Here is a 21,051-nt window from a genome sequence, read left to right as displayed (position 1 = left end):
CTAGGGCGGCGCCGACGTCGAACGGCCGCCCCACGTCTGCGGCCCGCGCACGCAGCGAGTCGTCGGACTGCTCCTGGCGTAGCTGCGGCGCGGTGCCGAACGGGTCGCGCAGCTGGGCGATGCGCCGGCCGGGCTCGATCGTCAGCGGGCCTCGGTGGTGCTCGCAGCCGGCCGCCAGCAGCCGTTCCCGGACCCGGTCGACGTCGTCCACACCCCAGTACACGACCGGGCTGCCGCCCCTCGGGTTGCGCTCGTCGTCCACGGGGTGGAAGCCGACCTCGACCCCGCCGATCTCCACCCAGGCGTAGACCGCGCCGGTGTCGCTGACGTCCATCTTCACGGGCACGTCCAAGAGCTCGCCCCACCACCGGGCCGACGCCTCGGGGTCCACAGCGAAGGTCATCACGGTACGAATGGTGCTGAACACGGCCCACCTCCACAGGGGTGTCTTACGGGCTCCGGATCCTGATTCCTGCGCTCCGTGCGGGGTCCTGGAGCTGCACCAACCGCGACGGCTCCTACGTCGACGGCCACTTCCCCACCGACATCCCCGTCCGTTGCATCGACGCCTGGAGCCACATCTCGCCGCCCGGCACCCGCCGAGCCAGGGTACTCACAGCCCGCGCTCAGGACTGATCCAAGGAGCCGAGGCATACTTGCGCAGCGTCGCCACCCGTAAGAACACCTGCCCCGAGATCGCCGCCATGCTGCGCGCAGCGATCCAGGAGTGGGACGAGCAGCGCAGCACCACCGCCAGCACCTCACAGGACACCGCCTGAGACTGCTGCCATCCCCTTCGCCGCCCCGGGAGCCGGCTTTGGGGCGGGCAGCTCCTGCGTGTTCATCAGCGCCGGGTTCCCAGCGCGCTCCTCGAGTCGGCGGCGGGCACAGCCTCAGGGTCGTCCCCGGACTGTTCGAACCCGGCGGTATCCACTCCGTCGGATGACGGGCGGTCACCCCGACTGCGGTTCCGTGGTCACTGCGGTTGGACCTCGTCCTCATTGATGTCGTGACCTTGCGAGGTCAGCCAGCGCTTCACGGCAGCGCGCTCGAAGGTGGCTTCGGTGATCTCCTCCGCCAACCCGTTGCCCTGCAAGCCCTGGATGATCGAGTTGAGTTCCTCCTCGGTGGCGAATCGGGCCCGGCGCAGCGCGTATGCCTCGGTGATGGCGGCCTGGCGGCACCGCTGCGCACGGAGCGCCTCGATCGGGGCCGGCGCATCTCTGCAAGCACGGGGCACGCATGCGGGACAGCTCCCGCAGTGCGGCGGTCTGCCTTTCCACCGCCTGTGCGATGCCCGGATCCACCCGCCGGCCGTCTCCCAGCCGGCGATCCCGCCGAACCGCTCGGCGCCGGCCGCCCGTTCACCGCGCAGCGCACTCCGCTGGAGGTGGCCGCGAACTGCGACTCGGGGGCGAACAGGTCGAAGGCGTGGCAAGCGCCCGGATAGAGGTGCAGTTCGACCGGGACCCCGTGGGCGCGCAGGCGCGCGGCGTAGTCGAGGTCCTCGTCGCGGAAGCAGTCGAGTTCGCCGACCGCGATGAAGGTCGGCAGCAGCGCGCTGAGATCCTCCGCGCGGGAGGGTGCCGAGTACGGGGAGACGTCGTCGGTTCCGGCACGGTCCCCCAGGATCGCCTGCCAGGCCAGGATGTTCGTGGAGCGGTCCCAGATGCCGATGTCGGTGATCTCGTGGCGACGGTCTTGGTCCGGTCGTAGACGATCGTCATCGGCACCCCGCCGAAGTGGGCAAACGCCCGGCGGTGGCATTCGAAGAACGTCTGCAGGTCCTGGCTGGTGGTGAAGCAGCAGAACGGGTCGCGCGAGTATGACAGCGTCATGTGGAACGAGTAGACCTTCGCCGGCAACCATCCCCGCGGGCGCGGGGAGCAGACCGGCGAAGAGGCCGATCAGCTCGGCTCCGCGGGACCATCCCCGCGGGCGCGGGGAGCAGTGGGTGAAGGCGCCGCCCGTACGGACCACCATGGGACCATCCCCGCGGGCGCGGGGAGCAGGTGGCCGGGTGGTCTAGGAGCCGTCTCCTCGATCATGTTCGGTTTCTGGGGCTTGCTCAAGTACCGGTGATCTGGCCGGCGTCAGGATGCGGAGCGGCCGATCGCATCGAGTAGCTGGAATTCTTCCTGCGTCAGTCGGAGTGCGCCCGCTGCCACGTTGTCGACGAGGTGTTCCGGGTTGCCCGTCCCGGGGATGGCCAGCACATGGGCGCCTTGCTGCAGGATCCACGCCAGGCGGACCTGTGCAGGTGAGACGTCGTGCGCGCGGGCCACAGCGTGGACCTGGTCGTGCTCGGTCCGGACGGCTCCGGCCTCGCGTCCCTCCCCGGCGATGGAGAAGAAGGGCACGAATGCGATTCCGCGTTCCGCACATGCTCGGAGCATCTCGTCCCCGCCGGGTGCGTCGATGCCGTAGCGGTTCTGGACGCAGACCACCGGTGCGATCTCCAGGGCCTGGTCCAGGTGTTCTGGGCGGGCGCCGGAGATGCCGAGGTTGCGAACGAGCCCCGCGTCGCGCAGTTCGGCGAGGGCCCCGAAGTGGTCGCTGATGGAGTCCTGGCCCATGAGGCGGAGGTTGACCAGGTCGAGGTGGTCGCGGCCGAGTTGGCGCAGGTTTTCCTCGACCTGGCCGCGCAGCTGGTCGGGCCGCGCCGGGGTGGCCCACTCACCGCTGGCATCCCTGACCGGGCCGACCTTGGTGGCGATGGTCCATCCCCGCGGGCGCGGGGAGCAGACTGCGCGACCTGCGGCTTTATCGCCGGGGTGCGCAGTTTTCCCACACTTTCACCGAGTTCGATGAAACGGGCATATCGGTCTCGTCTCTTCCGCTCAAGCTTCAAGGGATGGCAGTGCAGAGCAATCATCGTAGGGGCCGAGGAGGACGGAGTTGCCGAACTGGTTGCCGCCTGCTCCCCGCACCCGCAGGGATCTCCAGACAGTTCGAGCCCCTGTGACTCACCCGCGCTACCCGCAGCCGGTGGTTGTTGTCCGCGGACAACAATGTAGGGTCTCGCCGCTCGTGACATGTCGATCTTGCGTGACCTGGGCGTTCTTGGCTGTCTCACGGCCTTGTCACCCATAATCAGTCTCAAATCCGTGGCTTTTCCTCGCGAGGGCGAGGGCGAGGGCGAGGTCGAGATCAGGCGGCTTGTCCAAGTCGGCCGAGTACACCACGCTGAGCCCCGAGCACGAGGGCTACCGGCGAGCCCAGATCGAGCACCGATGAGTTTCCCTCGCCGCGCTGGTCTATACGCCGGACACCCACGAACGGAAGGCTGAGCCATGCGGAAGCTGATCTACGGCATGAACCTGACCCTGGACGGCTACATCGCCGCGGCCGGCGACGACATCGGCTGGAGCGGACCGCCGAGCCACGAACTGTTCCAGTGGTGGCTCGACCACGAGCAGGCGTGTGGCCTGGCGCTGTACGGGCGCAAGCTGTGGGAGACGATGAGCTCCTACTGGCCGACCGGCGACCAGCAACCCAACGCCACCCCGGCGGAGATCGAGTTCGCGCGGAACTGGCGGGACACGCCGAAGGTGGTGTTCTCCTCGACGATCGACAAGGTCGACTGGAACACCCGCCTGGTCACCGGCGACGCGATCGCCGAGATCACCCGGCTCAAGGCCGAGGACGGCGGCCCAATGAACATCGGCGGCGCAACGCTCGCCGGGGCGGCCATGCGCGCCGGGCTGATCGACGAGTACGCGATCGCCGCCCATCCGGTCCTGGTGGGCAGCGGCACGCCGTTCTTCACCGCGCTGGACAGCTGGGTGAACCTGAACCTGGTGGAGACGCGGACGTTTCCCGGCGGCGTGGTCCTGACCAGGTACGAGACGAGGCGCTGAGCAGCAGCACCCGCGCGCTAGTCTCACGGTGATGTCGTATACGACATCGGTACAACACGGCCCGTGAGATTACGACATCAGCCGCGAGACCCTACAAATGTAGGTTCTCGCCGTTGGTGTCGGATCCCGCCGCCATGACCTGCGGCTTCATCCGCAGTCTCACGCCGTGTCGGACACCGGAGTCTCACGGCCGTGTCGGATCCTCGACGGTCCACGCGGAGCGGCTCGGGCCGTCAGTCCTCTGACCCGGGCTGTCCTGTCGCAATGCATCTAACAGATAGCGGTCCGCTGACCTGCCGGGTTGCCACATCGCTTGAGAGCGATGGCCCTAGGTATTCTCGAACAACGTGGCTTTGACAGAATTTGCGTTGATCGTACCGCCGTACCGGCTGCTGGAGTAACTCGGCAGAGGGTTGCTACGTTTCAGCGGTATGAGAAGCGCTGTGATTGTGGTGGCAGTCGGCGTCGCCGCCGGCGTCTGCCTGATTTTGGTGGATCGCGCTTTGCTGTGGGCAGAGCGCCGTGGGTGGATCTACTACCGCAAGACGAAGGGGCGTACTTCCGCGCTGGTAGAGGGGTTCTCTCCAGCCGCGCAGGCGGTGAAGCGGGCGATGGAGCAGGAGAGGTTCCGTAAGAATGTCCGGGTCGGAGAGGGGACGCCACTGGGTGTTGACTTGGACAAGGGCGTCGTACGGTTCCGTCGCTCGGAACCCGGTCGGCAAGAATCTGCCAACTCGAATGAGATCGAGTGAGAATCCGCCTGCTTGAATGCGACAGGACATGGGCGGTCTCACGGTCGATGTCGTATCCGATGTCCATCCGACATCGACCGTGAGATTCCGACACGGGATTTGAGATCCCACAACAAAACCGTCTCAGCGCGCCATCGAAGCCAGCCGCGCGAAGTGCCCCTGGAACGCCAGGTCCACGATGCGGCCGCTCGCGCCGTTCCTGTTCTTCGCGACGATTGCCTCGACCGTTCCCGCCTTGGGGCCGGTGTCCGTGCCGTCCTCGGCAAGTTCGCGGTGGAGCAGGATGATGATGTTGGAGTCCTGCTCGATGGCGGACGACTCCTTGAAGTCGGACACCAGCGGTCTGCGTCCTACCGCGCCGCGGTTGAACTGGGCCAGGGCCACGATCGGCGTCCTGAATTCCATGGCGATCAGTTTCAGTCCGCGGCTGATCTCGGCAACCTCCTGCGCCCGGTTTCCGCCTCTCGTCCCCTCCGGTGTCAGCAGCTGCAGGTAGTCGGCGACCACGAGGGCCGGGGCGTGGTCGCGGGATGCCATCCAGCGCATCCGGGCACGGATCTTCGACAGGGTGAGGTTCGCCGAGTCGTCGAGGACGAAGTTGTGTGCGTTGGCGAGCCGGTCGCCGACCTGGGCTATCCGGTTCCAGTCGTCCTCGGTCGTCCGGCGGCGGATGAGACGGTCCAGAGGGACGCCGGCCTCGGCGGCGGTGAGGCGGGCCATGAGTTCGCCGCCCCCCATCTCCATGCTGGCGACCAGCACGGGACGTTCTCTTCGCAGGGCGACGTGAGCGGCGAGATTCATCCCGAAGAGTGACTTGCCTCCGGCCGTGGTGGCCCCCACGGTGACGAGTTGGCCGGGCTTCAGTTCGACGTACTCGTTGAGATCGGCCCACGGGGTGTCCAGTGCCTCGGGGTCGGCGCCCGCGTCGAGCTGGTCCAGGAAACCGGCCCAGCGGTCCGCAACGGACAGCAGCGGTTCGGCAGTTGACGTTCCCGCAGCCGCGGCCTGGAGCTCGGCCATCGCATCCTCGACGACCTGGCCAGCCTCCTCCGTACCGGCGTGAGCGAGCTGCACCATACGCGTTCCTGCCTCGATCACCCGCCGCAGCGCCGCCCGTTCACGCACGATCTCGGCGTAGTGCGCCGCATGGCCCGTGGTGGGCACTGTGTTGACCAGCGAATGCAGGTAAGCCGGTCCGCCGACCCTGGCCAGGTCGCCGCGGCGCTGGAGTTCGGCGGCCAGCGTGATCGGGTCGATACGCGGGGTGGAGCTGCTCGCCGCGTACATGTCCAGGACTGCCCGGTAGATGGTCTCGTGGTGCGGCAGGTAGAAGTCCGCGGGGTCACCGAGGATCGCGTCGACTTCCTCGATCGCGCGCACCGACAGCATCAGGGCTCCGAGAACGGCCTGTTCGGCCGCGGTGTCCTGCGGAAGACCCCGTTGGGGAACGTCCTGTGGCGACGGGGTTCCGTCCCGGTGGGAAGGGTCTTGGAAGGGGTCGGCTGTCATGTGCGCGGGCTCCGTCGGATGCTGGCATACGGGTGCATGTGGGCCGGTTGGGTCAATTGCGTGGCGGTAGGGATTCGATCACTGACCCCTTGCAAGCCTCCAGAAGGGCGCCTGGAGGGCTTTGAGGGGTCGTCATGACCAATCTCCCGCCCGGGCCTCTCCCAGGCCCTCAGGCGGGCGTGTGTGACTTTCCGGCTCTGCTGGGGTGGCATTCGGGGCACGGGCTCACCTGGAGCAGCCCGTTGGAGTCGGTGCTGCTGCGCAGGCGGCTGACCTCGTCGCAGTCGAAATGGCGGCAGTACGGGGGAACCCCGGCCACCGGGGACTGGGCGTAGGCGTGGGCGGGCGGATCGGCCTGGGCAGGCACCGCGCGTGTGCGCCGACGCCGGACGAGGTCCCGGATCCGGGTCTTCAGAGCCGCCTGGGGGTTGTGGGCCCCGCCCGGGTTCTTCGTCAGTTCGGCAGCAAGGAAGTCGTCCAGCTCCCAGCCCTGGGCCGTAGCGCTTTCGACAAGCAGCGGTGCGTAGCGCTGAGCCGTCACTCTGCCCACGGCCCAGGGCCCCGGGAGTTCCTGAAGGAACTCCACCGCGGCGGCCAGCTGTTCCGGCGTGGCTGCCACAGCCGCCTCCTCCGCCGCCCGCGCAGCGGCGTCACGGCCGGAAGCAAGTTCCGGGAGAGGCGTGAGGGGGCTGGGGGAGGAGGTATCCACCTCCTCCGGGGGGGGTACGGGGGGGAAACCGCCATTGGAGGCACATGGTGCGACCTGCGGTTTTGCCTGGTCAGCCAGGTCTGGTGAATCACCACACCCGGTGATTGGAGGCACATGGTGCGACCTGCGGTTTTCCGTTTTGTCCACACCGGTCTTCGACCACACCCAGTCATTGGAGGCACATGGTGCGACCTGCGGTTTTGTGGAAGCGGCAGGTACGACCTCGATCTGTTCCTGAGGGGGTTTCGGCCGCTTGGAGATCTCGTAGCGCATGCCCGCGATCTGTCCGCCCTCGCCGCGCAGCCGGTAGGCGCGGATGTATCCGGCCTTGCGGATCAGGGCGAGCTCACGGCGTACGGCGTCCTCGCCCAGGGGCCGGCCGTTGGCGCTCTTCCACCCGAGAGCGCGGAACCAGCCGACGAGCTCGTCGACGCCGAATTCCTCACCGGCGGGCAGGAACCAGATGGCCTGGAGCACCGCGATGGTCATGGGCTGCCAGCCGTGACCGAAGAAGGTCTCGTCCGTGATGGTGACCGACGGCTCGGGCTCGACGGCCCGAGCCCATGTCTCCCTGGGGCCCTGGGGCGCCCGTGCGGGGCTCACAGCTCCACCTCCGCGGCGAGAAGGCGAGCGGGACACGCAGGCGCCGTGAGGCCGGACTGGGCCTGACGCAGAGGTCCTGCGGTCGGGAAGTGGTGCGGGCGGTGCACGTACATGAGGGTGGTTCTCCCCTGAATGTGGGGGAGTCGCAGAAGCGCTGTGACCAGTTCCGCAGAACTCTGATCCCGGGCCCTCATGGCTTCTGGGAGGCGAGTCGCTTATTCTGTCCGATAGGTGACCACGGGGGCACAGCCCACGGGGAACACCCGGCGCGGTCACCGCGCTGCTTACGACTCGGGTCTTGGATTGGTCCTGGAGAGTCGTACTGCTGGGAAGCCGTTCCTGTTGTGGCGACAGGGGCGGCTTCAGCGTTTACGGGGGCTGCTGAGGCACGGGTCTCGTCTTCCTTCCGGTGCGTTGCGCGCTAGTCGACCAACGACGCGGCGAAGTCAGGAGCTACGGTCGGATACTTTTCGGCCAGCCCCCGCATCAGCCGGGCATACGCCTTGCGGCGCTCCCCCCGCGGCTCCGACTGACCGTTCTCCCAGCGCAGCACTGCCAGAGGAGTCACATTCAGCACCTCCGCGACCTGAGCCTGCGTGAGCTGGTCCGCCTTGCGCAGACTGGCGCGCAGATGTGGCGGAGGAAGGTCGGCCGGACGCCTCAGCAGTGCGTCGACCGCCTGCAGCATGTCGGTCATGGATAGTCCCGTCCGTCAACATGAAAGCGATAGGAAACGATAGGTAGGACTGTAGCGTTTCAACGGGGCGCAGGAAGGGCAATCGGCAGCGTGTCGCCGTGACTTCCCGTGGCCCCGGTGGGTGTGAGCCAGGCGGTACGAGACCCCTCAGCGCCACACCCACCAGGCAGGTCATACGTAGGCGCGAAGCTCTCCGAGCAACTGCGAGAGCTCGTCCGGTGTCAGACCGGCCGCAAGAGTACGGGCCTGTTCCCTCGCCGACGTCCCGAGTCGCCGGACCAGGAGGCGGCTCTGTCCGTCCCCGGAACCGTGGCTCCCGTCCTGCGCTGCGGCTGCGTGGGTGTCGTCCGCGTGCGTGTTGTCCGCGGACAACACGGTGGCGTGGGCGGGGTGATCTCCGGACTGCCGTGTTGACGGGGTGGGGGAGTGGCCGGCGTTGCCGGGAGCCTCGAGTTTGTTGTCCGCGGACAACACGGAGGCCGCGCCCGGGGGCGGGGGAGAGAGGGCAGAGCCGGACGCGGCCGCTACCGATTCCTCCTGCAGCGTGTTGTCCGCGGACAACAAACCGTCAGGCAGCCCGCCGGTGCCTCCCGCCGGTGCCGCGTCAGGCGTGGCGGCGCTCGCCGTACCCGCGTCGTCCTGGGGAGGCTGAGGAGTGGGCACCTGCTTCTGCTGTCTGGCCTGCTGCAGCAGAGCCTTCTCCTCGTCACGGATCCGGGCCTCCTGCTCCCGGGTGTCCTTCAAGTAGGAGAGCAGCGATGCCCCGTCCAGCCCCGGCTCGTCCTTCAGCCGGCGCGCGAGCAGCCTGCCGTCACGCTCGGGCAGCGAACCCTTGCTGAGCATCGTCTGCAGTTCATCGGGCAGCTCTAGGAGAGCGAGCTGGTTGGTCACCCACGAACGGTCGCGCCCCAGGCGCTTGGCCGCACGTGTCCGCGCGCCCTTCTCCGACTCCTCGCTGCACACCCGGACGAGCTCCAGCACACCGCGGGCCCGCTCGACGACATCGAAGTCCTCGCGCTCCAGGTTCTCCTTGAGGAGATGGTCGACGAACTCCTCGCGGGAAGCCGCGAGGTCGTCGCGTACGACGAAGTCCAGCACGTCGAGCGCCACATGCAGGGCGCTGCGGTAGCGGCGCTCACCGTTGACCAGCACAAAGGCGCAGCTGCCGATCGTGTCCTCGTGCTCGGGCCAGAGCCTCAGGTAGGCATCCCGCGACACAGCCACGCAGGCGGCGAGCTGCGCGGTACGCAGCTCCTCACCGAAGCGCGTCAGGTCGTCGTCCGAACCGAAATTGCGCCGGGGATTGAGCGGAGTGGGCGAGACCTCGGCAAGACGCAGGCGCTGGAGCTCGTACGCCGGGACGTCTCCCTGGACAAGGGCCTTGGCCCGGCCGCGGGCGCTGCGGCCGCGCGGCACGCTGCCGAAGGACGAACCCGTGCCGAGCCGGTCGGCGACGCTCATGAAGTGATCCTCCGGGCGACGGTGCGCATGACCTCGGACTGCTCGCAGTCCGGCGCATAACTGAGCAGGGGCTGCTTGACGCGCACAGCCTCGCGCTGTTCCTTGAGCTCGGGCATGACCCCCACGACCGGCGGGTCCCCGATCTCCTTCCAGCTGTTGAGCGAGGAGGTCGCGATGTAGCCCTTGCGGCTGTCGTACATGTTGACGATGAAGCCGAGCATCGAGATCTCGACGTCCATGTCGGCGCTCAGGTCCTGGATCTGGTCGTAGAGCATGTCGTAGGCATCCGCGGAGGAGTCCTCGGCCAGCACGGGGATGAAGATGCCGGACGTACCCGGCTCCTCGCCCTCGCGCGTGCGGCAGTAGTACAGAGCGGTGTCCATGGAGTACCCGAGGCTCGGCGGGCAGTCGACCACGATGTAGTCGAACTTCTGCTCCAGCGGCTCCAGGGCCTTCTCCAGAGCCGTCTCCTTCACCCGTACGAAACGGCTGGTCGCGAGCTTCGCGTCGAGGAGGAAGGCGTCCTTGCACGCAGGCAGCATGAACAGCCGGCCTCCGAAAGCGCCCTCCTCTATCGGGACGAGCAGGCTGCGCAGCTCGTCCTTGGCCTCACCGAGCATGTACTTGGCGAGGCTCGGCTCGTCGATGTCGAAGAGCTCGTAGCCGAGCTGCTTGGTGAGGTGGCCCTGCGGGTCGAAGTCGATGAGCAGAACGCGGTTCCCGGCCTCGGCGAGAGCCTGGGCCACCCCGGAAGAGGTGGCCGTCTTGCCCACGCCGCCCTTCTGGTTGCCGAAGATGATCCGGCGCGCTCCGGTCCGGCGAGCCGGGCGGCGGGGGGAGGGGTGCGTGTCGAGCCAGAGCCGGATCGACTGCGCGATCCCTTGATTGAAGGGGATGCCCCGCTGCTTGCAGTCCTCCTTGAACTCCCCGTAGAGACCGGCGGGGAGATAGGTGGCGAACGAGGTTCCTCCGGTGGTGTCCACGAGGGCTCGCTCGGAGGCATCCGTACGCCAGGCCTGAACACCTTCGGTCACGGCGTCCTTGATGTCGACGCTGAACTCGGCTGCTCTGACCTTGAGTTCTTGGCGGAGGGCCACTGGCAGCTTGGCGACTACCTTTTCCCGGTCGTCAGGGGAGTATGGGACGGTCATGGGGTTACTTTACTCACCTCAGTGGTCGTTTTGTGCATCTGGGGGAGGAGAGTTGGGGCGTGTCGCGTGGAAGGGGGGCAGGGGAGGTGAGGGGAGGGGAAGTGAAGTGACGTGGCGCCAAGGGGTGCGTCCGAGAGTGGCGCCGTGGGCGGCTGCGACTCGTGACTACTCTTGGGGTGGCGGAGCCGAGGGGGCCTGCTTCCGTCGACGGTGGCGGCGTTTCCGCGAGGAAGGTCGATTTTGGGCTTGATGTCGGATTCGCTGAAGCTGCTTCAAAAGCGTCTCAGCTGAAGGAAGAACGGCAGGTCAGGAAGTCTGCTCCCCCGCGCCCGCGGGGATGGTCCCGCCTCGCGCGGCTGGGGCCGGCAGCACGTCCACTGCTCCCCGCGCCCGCGGGGATGGTCCCCTCGACAGGTTCGCCCGCACCCTCGTCGTCCACTGCTCCCCGCGCCCGCGGGGATGGTCCCTTCCGCGCCACGATGGACATCTTCCTGCTGGACTGCTCCCCGCGCCCGTAGGGATGGCCCCTCGGGCGCGGGATCCTCGCCGGGGTCAGGTATCTGCTCCCCGCACCTGCGGGGATGGTCAGTCGCTGTACCACCAAGCCCTACGGGGCGACGCGGCGTGGGCGGTGATCGCCGCCTGTACCCGGGGCCGCGGTTTCCATCGACAGTCGTTTCCTGCTGCTCAGCCCATGCTGCGCGTTCGAGTTCGATCAGCTCATCTGTCAGTTTGTTTGCCACGGCCGGATATTGCTGGCTGGTTGAGGCCACCCTGCGGTGTTACGCACCTGGCTACCGCTCGTAGGCTCGCCGAGTGATTGAGACGATCGTGTTCGACATCGGTGAGACCCTCGTCCGCGACGACCGGTACTGGGCCTCCTGGGCCGACTGGCTGGGTGTTCCCAGGCACACCCTCTCCGCACTTGTCGGCGCAGTCACCGCCCAGGGCCTCGACAACGCGGAAGCTCTTCGCCTTCTCCGCCCCGGCATTGATATCCCGGCCGAGTACGCCGCTCGCGAGGCCGCCGGCCACGGCGAGCGACTCGACGAGACCGACCTGTACGACGACGTGCGTCCCGCACTCACGGCGCTGCGAGAGCTCGGCGTACAGGTCGTCATCGCGGGCAACCAGACGATTCGTGCAGGGGAACTGCTCCGGGATCTGGGTCTGCCCGCGGACTTCATCGCTACCTCGGGGGAGTGGGATTGCGCCAAGCCGTCGCCCGACTTCTTTGCCCGAGTCCTCGACGCTTCTCAGGCCCTGGCCCGGAGCACCGTCTATGTCGGTGACCACCCGATGAACGACACCTTCCCGGCAGCGCGGGCCGGCTTGCGGACCGTGCACCTTCGCCGTGGGCCGTGGGGGCACTTGTGGGCGGCCGACCCGCAGGTACGGAAGACAGCGGACTGGGTGGTTGATTCGCTCATGGACCTGCCCGCGATCGTCAACGAGTAGCCGGCAATTCCGAATTCGTACCCGCGCAGTGACGGTGCGAGTACGGTCGGATCGTGCCCGCCGACTCCCCGCGCGAGGTCGGTGAACGTATCGCCGCACGCCGCCGCGCCCGCCGTCTCACCCAGACCGGTCTCGCTACCGTCTCCCACGTCTCCTACGCCACCATCCGGTCCGTCGAGCGTGGCGCGCGGCGGCCGAGCGACGATGTGCTCGAAGCGATCGCTGCCGCCCTTGAGGTGGATGCCACGCAGCTGCGCACCGGGTACGTCGGCACCGAGCGCCGCGTCCATCGCGCATTGCCGGAGCTGTCTGCGGTGATCGCCGGGTACGACATTCCGCAGGGACCTCCGACTCGTACGCCGGACGAGCTCGCGGATGCGATCAACACGGCCGTGGACTGGAGGCTCGCCGCCCAGTACGGCCGGATCGCGGCAGGTATCCCCGGCCTTCTGCGTGACGCCATTCGGTACGCCCACACCGCACGTGGCGCCGAACAGCAGGCCGCCGCCCGGATGCTGGCCGCTGCTGCTCGGACAGCGGACGCGATCGCATTCAAATACGGCGAGCCAGACCTGTCCGCCAGGCTGATCGACTTGATGCGCTGGGCGGCTGACTGCGCTGCGGATCCTCTTGTCCAAGCCGCCACGGCGTACGTACGGACCGAAGTCTTCTTCGCAGCTCGCGCCCACTCCGTCGGCCTCGCCGCATTGGAGCAGGCGATCGAGGCTGCCCCCGCGCCGTCGTCCCGCTCTGCAGCCGCCGCCCGCGGTACCCTTCACATGCGGGCAGCCGTGATCGCTGGACGCGACGCGAACGTAGGCTCTGCCGACATTCACCTGAAGCACGCCCGGCAACTCGGCGATCAAGTCGCATGCGAGGGCGTCTACCTGGGCACGATGTTCGGCCCGGATTCGGTCCGTATCCACGAAGTGTCCGTTGCCGTCAGTCTCGGCCGCGACCACGTCGACCGCGCCCTGCGCGTAGCCACCGAATGGAAGCCGCCCGCCGATCTGCCGGCCGAGCGCCGTAGCGGCTTCTACATCGAGTTGGCCCGTGCGCAGGAATGGGCCGGGCTTCATGCAGATGCGTTCGAGAGCCTCAAGGTGGCCCGCGCAGCAGCCCCGCAACACACCCGCGAGCACCCATGGGCACGTGAAGTCGCCGGTAGTCTGCGACGGTTTCACCGCGCCGACGTCGAGTCCCTGTCGCATTTCGCCCACTGGATCGGCGCCGTCTGACGGACTGCTACATCTTGTAGCAGTTGCGCCTCTTCCCAGGAGCCACGCTCTATCTGTCCGCACCACACAGGTAGAGGAGGGCCTCATGACTGCCCCTGTGCTCGTTGAGGGCCGGGTGAGTATTGCTCGTCTCCACGGCGAAGCCTGCTGGCATTGCGGTGCTGTTACGCGCTGTTTCGCGCCAGCTGGATTCGTCGTCCTACCGGATCAGACCCGACAGTGGCCGATCGTTTCCTGTGGCTGTGTTCCTGTCGCCGCCCAGGGAGCCAACCGTGCCTGCTGCTGAGCCCACTGTGCCGGATCCGGCGTCACTGTCCGATGCGCAGCAGCGCGGTGCGCACTGCGTCTGGTGCGGCACCCCGCTGGCCACCGGAGCTGCGCACGACCTCGGGCGCCGCCCGGTTGATGCTCACGGCGTCTCAGTCGACTGGTTCCCCCGCTGTTGCCGAATCTGCTGGAAAGGACACCAATGGTCACCCTGACGAAGCCCGTCCGCCCTCGTGGTGAAGAGGAGTACCTCACCCTGGTGGGCCACACCTACGCATGCGCGGCCTGCCGCCGCTTGCCCTGCCCGACTGCGGCCCGCCTCACGCGTGCCTGGAGAGAAGCCCGTCGATGATGTGTGACCGCTGTCAGCAGCCCATGAGGGCCGAGGAGTCGGAGCAGTATGAGGTTCCGGGCGCGAGTGGCCCAGGTATCACCATCCACGTGCACAAACGGCCGTGCTCGCTGCCAGTCTCAGCGAGGCCGACACCGTATTCGCGCGAGTGGCGGTCCTGATCTTCGCCCGTACCTGAGGCCGTCGGTGGCAGGGGTCCGGGCGGGTACTACTTACGCACGAGGCCGGCGAGCGGGCCGCTGATGATGCATCGCCGAAGTAGGGGCAGTTGGCGGAAGTTGCACGGCCGAATTGGGCGGTGTTCAGGCGGTGCGGGTTGTTCTGATGTCTATGGGTGTGGGGACCTGGTGGGGTGTGCCAGAGGAGCGAAGTGATGGGCGGCTGTGACTCGTGGCTACTCTTGGGCGGTGGTGCCGAGGGGCGTGTGCTTCTGTTGGTGGTGGCGCCTTGGTAGTGAAAGGTCGGTTTTGGGTTTGATGTCGGATTCTTTGAAAGTGGTTCAAAAGCGTCCCGGCTGAGAAAAGAACAGCAGGTCAGGGAGTCTGCTCCCCGCGCCCGCGGGGATGGTCCCCGGGTGGCGGTACGGGCCGCGTGCTTCGGCGTCTGCTCCCCGCGCCCGCGGGGATGGTCCCTGGATCTGCTGTGGCAGAGGCTGGCAGGGCAGCTGCTCCCCGCGCCCGCGGGGATGGTCCCGCGTCGTGCGGCCCGTGCCGACCACGACCGGGCTGCTCCCCGCGCCCGCGGGGATGGTCCCCGCCGCGCGATGGCCGTACGGGAAGAGCTTCGCTGCTCCCCGCGCCCGCGGGGATGGTCCCCTCTCCCACGGCCTGGTCGGCGCGGTGGAGAACTGCTCCCCGCGCCCGCGGGGATGGTCCCCTCCTCGACCAACGCCAGTCCGCGACCGTCGACTGCTCCCCGCGCCCGCGGGGATGGTCCCGTGGCCACGATGCCGTCCAGCAGCGTCGACTTCTGCTCCCCGCGCCCGCGGGGATGGTCCCCTGTCTTGACAGGTTCCACCGTCGCACTCTCGCTGCTCCCCGCGCCCGCGGGGATGGTCCCCCCCTGTCAATACAGGAGTGATCTGTATTGACCTGCTCACCGCGCCCGCGGGGATGGTCCCGAGAACCTTGGCCTGTTCAGCGGAACGGCCATCTGCTCCCCGCGCCCGCGGGGATGGTCCCAGGTCGCGGTACTGCTGGTCGCCGCATCGGGCCTGCTCCCCGCGCCCGCGGGGATGGTCCCCTCAACTTCGGCCGATAGCAGCCGGGGGGTGGCTGCTCCCCGCGCCCGCGGGGATGGTCCCCACTTCCTCACCGGCCCCGGTCTCGCGTATGTCTGCTCCCCGCGCCCGCGGGGATGGTCCCGCGTTGGCGCGGGAGATGATCCCGGCGGTGATCTGCTCCCCGCGCCCGCGGGGATGGTCCCGGCCGCGAGAGGCCACGCAGACCCCCCTCCCCCTGCTCCCCGCGCCCGCGGGGATGGTCCCTTGCTCCCGCTCTGAGCGCCGGACTTGAGGGGCTGCTCCCCGCGCCCGCGGGGATGGTCCCGGCCCGAAGTCCTTCGGCCCGATGAACTCCTTCTGCTCCCCGCGCCCGCGGGGATGGTCCCGCCTGGTCCATAAGCTCGCGGGCCTGGACGTACTGCTCCCCGCGCCCGCGGGGATGGTCCCGTCTGGGACTGGTGGTCCGGCGGCCTGATCTCCTGCTCCCCGCGCCCGCGGGGATGGTCCCGTCCACGGCCGCGGTGATGACGGTCGTCGGGGCTGCTCCCCGCGCCCGCGGGGATGGTCCCGGCTACGACGTCACCTTCACCTTCTTCCAGGCCTGCTCCCCGCGCCCGCGGGGATGGTCCCCTATTCCCCTTCTCGAAGCTCCGGCGGTGCGGCTGCTCCCCGCGCCCGCGGGGATGGTCCCGTGACGATCAGCGACGACGACGCGAACAACAACTGCTCCCCGCGCCCGCGGGGATGGTCCCGGGGAGACGGCGTCGGCGATCATCTGTGCGATCTGCTCCCCGCGCCGGCGGGGATGGTCCCGTGCACGAGACCAGGTACTGGCGTCCGAGCATCTGCTCCCCGCGCCCGCGGGGATGGTCCCTGCAGCCTCCTCCCGATGGGGCGGCCAAGGACTGCTCCCCGCGCCCGCGGGGATGGCCCCATGCTCGCCGTCCAGCTGCGTTACCTGGAGAACTGCTTCCTGCGCCTGCGGGGGCGGCCCGTGAGTGGGAAGACGAGCTGACCCGACTGCCTCCGGGCTGCCGCCGTACCGCCGCCGCTCATGACCACTGCGGCCCCTGCCCCGCTACGGCCGAGCAGGGGCGGTTCTGTGCGTCCGGAGTACGGTGGTGACACACCTTCTGGCGGGGGTTCACATGAACGTTTCCATCGGAGACCGCATCCGCGCACTGCGCGAGTTCCGGGACATCACCCAAGAGCAGCTCGCCCAACGCGCCTCCGTGTCGGTGGACACCATCCGCAAACTGGAGCAGGGGGTTCGGGAGTCCGCGCGGATCAACACGTTACGCGGACTCGCCCGTGCCTTGGATGTCCAACTCGAACGCCTCGTAGGACAGCCCACCGTGACCCAGCAACTCACCGACGACGGCGGCGGCCTGATCGCCCTCCGTGACGCCATTCAAGACCCTGGCTCGCTGCCGGGCGTCCTCGGCGACGACAATCTCGAAGACCCGCCCAGCCCAGCGGAGTGGACCGCCCAGGTACAGGCGGCGACCAACAGCTACTGGGCTGGCGACTACTCCCGTCTTGCCGCGGTCCTGCCCGGACTCCTCCGCGACGGCCAGGCCACCGCACGTCAGTACGACACCGAGCAGGTATGGGCGCAACTCGCCCTCGCCTACCAGCTGGCCGCGTCGCTCTCCACCCAGTCCGGGCATCCCGACTGGGCGTACACCGCCGTCGAGAAGCAACTTGCCGCCGCCGCCCGAGCCTCCGATCCGCTCCTCGACGGCATGGGTGTCTCCACCTTGTCCTGGGTACTGCTGCGCCAGGGCCGCTGGGAGCAGGCGCAGTCCGTGGCTGAGCGGAAGGCGGACCAACTGGAACCTGCGCGCCGACGGGCGACAGCGAATCAACTGGCCGTGTACGGCAACCTGCTGATCGCCGCAGCAACCCCGGCCGCCCGCAGTGATAACCACGACCAGGCCATGGAGCTGTTGACCCTGGCCGAGTCGGCCGCTGTCCAGTCAGGGCCCGTCCGTGCCTACGGCAGCGCGTTCTCCGTCACCGACGTGCGGACCCAGCGAGTCAACGTGGCGCTCGCCGGGACGACAGGCCGGCCGGACACCGCGCTGTCCGCCTCCGCGAAAGTGGATCTCTCGGAGATCAGCCGACCGGTGCACTCCGCTTCGTACCGGGTCGACGTCGCGCAGGCCCGATACCAGACCGGCGACAGTCCGGGGGCCCTGGAGCTGCTCCTGGAGGTCGAGGCCGACCAGCCGGAGTGGATCCGCTTCCAGACCCTTGCGGCGGCGACTGTGCAGGAGATGCTGGAGGCGGAGCGTCGTCGTAACTCGACTCTGCGCGGTCTGGCTTCACGACTCGGTGTTGACCCTGCTCTGTAGGTAGGACGCAACGTCCTACCTACAGAGCAGGCCCGCTGTCGGTTGGTGAACTTTGCCCCTGGGGTGTGATCGTGCGCTCTCATAGCGTGACCCCCGTGCCGCGGCATCGGCCTCGTCAGGATTAGCCGGCACCGTAATTCACTCCACTCCACAGCCCAGGGGTGCCCATGACCACCATCGACTTACCTCCCGTTCAGTCTCTGTCCGACGGGCAGCAGCGCGGCGCGTATTGCGTCTGGTGCGCGGTCGCGCTGGCCATCGGAATGGCACACGACCTCGGGCCGCGTCCCATTGACGCGCACGGTACGGCTGCCAATTGGTTCCCTCGGTGCTGCCGTCGCTGCTGGGACGATCGGGGATCGTCCAAATGGGGATGACGATCAAGGTGTACGAGGTAGACCGGCACGGACGGACACGCATTGTCCGTCCGAAGACCGAGGTTGTCCCGCTCAAGGATCTGCCCCGGACATCCGCGTACCCATCCTGCGAGTGCGACCGGTGCGGCAAGGGCACACCCCGCCACATTGCAGGACCAACCCGCTACAGGAGGAACGGCACATGATCACCGCCATTGCGGACCCGCGGGAAGTCTTTCCGCTCGCGCCCGAAGGAACGCGCACCTTGCATACCGACGAGCCGCCGAGCAGCGCGCCCACCCGCCCGTGGGTCCTCCGGTTCGCCCGGACCCCCGATGCCACCCAGGCCATCGTGAAACCGCAGGCCGTCTACGACAACCAGTTACAGATGTCCGTCGGCCTCTACGACGGGCCGCTCCCCTTCATGCAGACCCACACACCCACCATCCCGGACGGGTCCGTCGACAATCCGCCGCCGCTCGACGAGGGCCCGAAGGACTGACCCCATGCCCACCGTTCTCGTGATCGCAGCACGCGACGACTGGCCGACCGACCGCGTCGTCAAGGCGCTCACGGACGGCGGCGCGGAGGTGTTCCGCATGGACACCGCCGAGTTCCCGCAGGAACTCACCCTTGCCGGGCGCATCGACGCCCGGCAAGGGTGGGCCGGCGGACTCACCACCGCCCACCGCGCCGTCGACCTCGCCGACATCTCCGCCGTCTACTACCGCGCCCCGAACCCCTTCGCCCTTCCCACCGCCATGTCGGAGCCCGAACGCCGGTTCGCCGCAGCCCAGGCTCGTGCCGGCCTCGGCGGCATCATCACCGCGCTCGACTGCCGATGGGTCAACCATCCGGCCGCCATGTCCCGCGCCGAGTACAAGCCGCTCCAACTCGCCACTGCACGGCAGGCCGGCCTGACCATCCCGCCGACGCTCATCACCAACACCCCGGACGCCGTCCGGGCGTTCGTCGGCGACGTCGGCGGCTCCGTCATCTGCAAGCCGGTCGCCACCCCTGTATTCGTCGAGGGCGACCAGCTCAAGACCGTGTACACCCACCGCGTCACCGAGGCCGACCTCGACGACCTGCGCGGCATCGACACCACCGCCCACCTCTTCCAAGCATGGGTGGACAAGGCACACGAGGTACGCCTCACCGTCGCAGGAGACCGCCTGTTCGCCGCCGAGGTCCACGCCGGCGTCGCCGCTGCACACAATGACTGGCGCAGCGACTACGCCTCGCTCACCTACCGCACCACCACCACGCCCGACGACGTCGCCGAAGGCGTACGCCGCTACATGTCGGCCCTCGGTCTGCGGTTCGCCGCGATGGACTTCGTCGTCGGGCCGGACGACGAGTGGACGTTCCTGGAGGCGAACCCGTGCGGCCAGTGGGACTGGATCGAGCACGCCACCGGCCTGGACATCGCGAAGGCCATCGCCGACGAACTGCTGGGAGTTCCCGCATGAGCGATCCGGCCCTCGACCAAGCACGCCCCCACATGGCTGCTCTCGCCGACGAGCTCGCCGCGGTCGGCGCGATCCGAACGGGCCCATGGGCCAAGGCGTTCGGGGGCGTGCCCCGGCACTTGTTCGTACCGCGCTGGTTTGCCCAGGAGACCAACGACAAGGGCATCACCGTATGGCGCGAGCACCACGGCGCGACCACGGCCGACGGCCTGTCCGCCGTCTACCGCGATCAGACGCTCGTGACCGCCCTCGACCCGGACACGGCCGAGCAGGTCGACGACACCGCATGGACCGGCATCCCCACCTCGTCCAGCACCCTGCCCAGCCTCATGGCCGGGATGCTCGAGGACCTGGCCGTCCAGGACGGCGACCGCGTCCTCGAAATCGGCACCGGCACCGGTTACAACGCCGCCCTGCTGAGCGCACGTCTCGGCGAACACCTCGTGTACTCCGTCGACATCGATCCCGATCTCGTCCACGCCGCACAGGACCATCTGTCGTCTGCGGGTTTCATGCCGCAGCTCGTTCCCGGCGACGGGACCCGGGGCTACCCCACCGGGGAGAAGTTCGACAGGATCATCGCCACCTGTGCTGTCCCGGCCGTCCCGGCCGCCTGGATCGAGCAGAGCAGGCCCGGCACGATCCTGGTCGCCGATGTCGCCCTCGGTGTCGAGGGCGGGCTCGTCCGCCTGGAAGTCGACGAGCAGGGGCGGGCCCTCGGCCACTTCACCGCGACCGCCGGCCGATTCATGGCGGCCCGCAGCGATGCCCGTACGTACGCAGTGCCGCAACGGCCCGAGCGCGCTGCCGAGACGGGCGCGTGGCCGTCGTCCGTCACCGCCGCAGACGTGCGCAGCCACTACCCCTTCCGCCTGCTCCTCGCCTTTTACCTGCCCGGAGCAGAGATCGTGTACCACATCGACGACTCCGGAGCCATGGCTCTTCAGATCCAGGGACCTGACGGGTCGTGGGCCCGGTTGCCTCTCGCCGGCGACGCCGTGAGTACGGTCACCTACGGCGGCGACCCCGGCCTCTGGACCCGGGTCGAGGACGCATGGCGCTGGTGGAACGGCTCTGGCCGCCCCTCACACGACAGGTTCGGCTACGCCCGTGAGGCGGACGGGACCGCGTACGTCTGGCACATCCCCGATGGGACCCGTTGGGTCATCCCCGTCTGACCGCCGAACGCTCCCAACGACCGACGCCGTACCCGCACGAACGGCGGCAACCGATCTCCCGCTCGTGGCTGCATCGCGCCGGCCAGCCACGAGCGGGCCTGTTTCCCGGGCCCGCGGGGGCGGTCCCGGAAACGCTTTCGCTGGACGGCCAGGCAGCTGAAGTCGGCGTGGTCGGTGGAACCGTACCGTGGAGGTCGGACCCTTGAGACGGGCATCTGCTCCCCGCGCCCGCGGGGATGGTCCCCACCCCGTACTCCGCAAACCCCAGGACTGAACCTGCTCCCCGCGCCCGCGGGGATGGTCCCAGGGAGCCACTAGTAGTACTTCGTTAAGTCTGGAGTGGTCTGGTGTGCCCTGGTTGGCGTGCGGCGGGTAACTCGCGGTGGCAGGTGGGGCATTCGCCGGTCCA

The 21,051-nt window shown here is 68.5% G+C and carries 16 protein-coding genes, 3 pseudogenes and 1 CRISPR repeat array; of the genes and pseudogenes, 9 read left to right on the top strand and 10 right to left on the bottom strand.

The window, feature by feature from the left end:
• Nucleotides 1-427 (bottom strand): VOC family protein (locus ACWCQ6_RS30790; protein WP_451094768.1); only part of this gene is annotated, 427 nt, incomplete at its 3' end.
• A gap of 229 nt (nucleotides 428-656) precedes the next feature.
• Between ACWCQ6_RS30790 and ACWCQ6_RS30785 the strand changes: the two genes are divergently transcribed.
• Entirely contained in the window at nucleotides 657-779 is a 123-nt protein-coding gene (locus ACWCQ6_RS30785; RefSeq protein WP_451094766.1) for a hypothetical protein, read from the top strand.
• 197 nt (nucleotides 780-976) lie between these two features.
• Here the strand turns inward: ACWCQ6_RS30785 and ACWCQ6_RS30780 are convergent, their stop codons facing one another.
• The 4 genes and pseudogenes from ACWCQ6_RS30780 to ACWCQ6_RS30765 form a co-directional block, all read right to left on the bottom strand.
• A complete protein-coding gene (locus ACWCQ6_RS30780; RefSeq protein ID WP_451094772.1) occupies nucleotides 977-1,240 on the bottom strand; it encodes a hypothetical protein in 264 nt (87 codons plus the stop codon).
• Between the two features lie 245 nt (nucleotides 1,241-1,485).
• Nucleotides 1,486-1,671 (bottom strand): annotated as a pseudogene (locus tag ACWCQ6_RS30775) (alpha/beta hydrolase fold domain-containing protein); the annotation flags it as partial.
• A pseudogene (locus ACWCQ6_RS30770) lies at nucleotides 1,650-1,865 on the bottom strand (DDE-type integrase/transposase/recombinase); the annotation flags it as partial. The pseudogenes ACWCQ6_RS30775 and ACWCQ6_RS30770, both read right to left, overlap by 22 nt.
• Before the next feature lie 228 nt (nucleotides 1,866-2,093).
• Nucleotides 2,094-2,741 (bottom strand): annotated as a pseudogene (locus ACWCQ6_RS30765) (aldo/keto reductase); the annotation flags it as partial.
• A gap of 552 nt (nucleotides 2,742-3,293) precedes the next feature.
• Between ACWCQ6_RS30765 and ACWCQ6_RS30760 the strand changes: the two are divergent.
• On the top strand, nucleotides 3,294-3,860 hold the full coding sequence (locus ACWCQ6_RS30760) for a dihydrofolate reductase family protein (protein ID WP_451094764.1): 567 nt from the start codon (nucleotides 3,294-3,296) through the stop codon (nucleotides 3,858-3,860).
• Nucleotides 3,861-4,291: 431 nt separating this feature from the next.
• Nucleotides 4,292-4,612 (top strand): hypothetical protein, encoded by a 321-nt coding sequence (locus tag ACWCQ6_RS30755; RefSeq protein WP_451094762.1) that lies wholly within the window; start codon nucleotides 4,292-4,294, stop codon nucleotides 4,610-4,612.
• 123 nt (nucleotides 4,613-4,735) lie between these two features.
• Here the strand turns inward: ACWCQ6_RS30755 and ACWCQ6_RS30750 are convergent, their stop codons facing one another.
• The 5 genes from ACWCQ6_RS30750 to ACWCQ6_RS30730 all read right to left on the bottom strand — a co-directional run bounded on the left by ACWCQ6_RS30750 (nucleotide 4,736) and on the right by ACWCQ6_RS30730 (nucleotide 10,742).
• Nucleotides 4,736-6,121, bottom strand: coding sequence for a replicative DNA helicase (locus ACWCQ6_RS30750; RefSeq protein ID WP_451094760.1), 1,386 nt, complete (start codon nucleotides 6,119-6,121; stop codon nucleotides 4,736-4,738).
• 169 nt (nucleotides 6,122-6,290) lie between these two features.
• Nucleotides 6,291-7,433, bottom strand: coding sequence for a hypothetical protein (locus ACWCQ6_RS30745; protein ID WP_451094758.1), 1,143 nt, complete (start codon nucleotides 7,431-7,433; stop codon nucleotides 6,291-6,293).
• Between the two features lie 421 nt (nucleotides 7,434-7,854).
• The gene (locus ACWCQ6_RS30740; RefSeq protein ID WP_329815710.1) at nucleotides 7,855-8,130 is read right to left on the bottom strand and encodes a helix-turn-helix domain-containing protein; all 276 of its coding nucleotides are present in this window, start codon (nucleotides 8,128-8,130) and stop codon (nucleotides 7,855-7,857) included.
• Nucleotides 8,131-8,301: 171 nt separating this feature from the next.
• The gene (locus ACWCQ6_RS30735; RefSeq protein WP_451094756.1) at nucleotides 8,302-9,591 is read right to left on the bottom strand and encodes a ParB/RepB/Spo0J family partition protein; all 1,290 of its coding nucleotides are present in this window, start codon (nucleotides 9,589-9,591) and stop codon (nucleotides 8,302-8,304) included.
• Nucleotides 9,588-10,742: a ParA family protein gene (locus tag ACWCQ6_RS30730; RefSeq protein ID WP_451094754.1), complete on the bottom strand. Its 1,155-nt coding sequence runs from the start codon at nucleotides 10,740-10,742 to the stop codon at nucleotides 9,588-9,590. The genes ACWCQ6_RS30735 and ACWCQ6_RS30730 overlap by 4 nt, the downstream gene beginning before the upstream one ends.
• An 819-nt stretch (nucleotides 10,743-11,561) precedes the next feature.
• Here ACWCQ6_RS30730 and ACWCQ6_RS30725 point away from each other — a divergent pair.
• The 6 genes from ACWCQ6_RS30725 (at nucleotide 11,562) to ACWCQ6_RS30700 (ending at nucleotide 20,642) form a co-directional block, all read left to right on the top strand.
• The gene (locus ACWCQ6_RS30725; RefSeq protein ID WP_451094770.1) at nucleotides 11,562-12,200 is read left to right on the top strand and encodes an HAD family hydrolase; all 639 of its coding nucleotides are present in this window, start codon (nucleotides 11,562-11,564) and stop codon (nucleotides 12,198-12,200) included.
• A 53-nt stretch (nucleotides 12,201-12,253) separates the two neighbouring features.
• Complete coding sequence (locus tag ACWCQ6_RS30720; protein ID WP_451094752.1) at nucleotides 12,254-13,438, top strand: helix-turn-helix domain-containing protein; 1,185 nt, start codon at nucleotides 12,254-12,256, stop codon at nucleotides 13,436-13,438.
• A 1,161-nt stretch (nucleotides 13,439-14,599) separates the two neighbouring features.
• A CRISPR array of direct repeats spans nucleotides 14,600-16,213; the repeat unit is 29 nt; unit sequence CTGCTCCCCGCGCCCGCGGGGATGGTCCC.
• Nucleotides 16,214-16,427: 214 nt separating this feature from the next.
• A complete protein-coding gene (locus ACWCQ6_RS30715; protein ID WP_451094750.1) occupies nucleotides 16,428-17,636 on the top strand; it encodes a helix-turn-helix domain-containing protein in 1,209 nt (402 codons plus the stop codon).
• Between the two features lie 558 nt (nucleotides 17,637-18,194).
• Complete coding sequence (tgmA, locus tag ACWCQ6_RS30710) at nucleotides 18,195-18,494, top strand: putative ATP-grasp-modified RiPP (protein ID WP_451094748.1); 300 nt, start codon at nucleotides 18,195-18,197, stop codon at nucleotides 18,492-18,494.
• Between the two features lie 4 nt (nucleotides 18,495-18,498).
• Entirely contained in the window at nucleotides 18,499-19,464 is a 966-nt protein-coding gene (gene tgmB / locus ACWCQ6_RS30705) for an ATP-grasp ribosomal peptide maturase (protein WP_451094746.1), read from the top strand.
• Nucleotides 19,461-20,642: a methyltransferase domain-containing protein gene (locus ACWCQ6_RS30700; RefSeq protein WP_451094744.1), complete on the top strand. Its 1,182-nt coding sequence runs from the start codon at nucleotides 19,461-19,463 to the stop codon at nucleotides 20,640-20,642. Before tgmB ends, ACWCQ6_RS30700 begins: the two co-directional genes overlap by 4 nt.
• The last annotated feature ends 409 nt before the right edge of the window (nucleotides 20,643-21,051 follow it).

This window comes from Streptomyces sp. NPDC001880 (assembly GCF_053594575.1).
The sequence above is the reverse complement of the archived record's forward strand: the minus strand, read 5'-3'. Positions and strand labels throughout refer to the sequence as shown.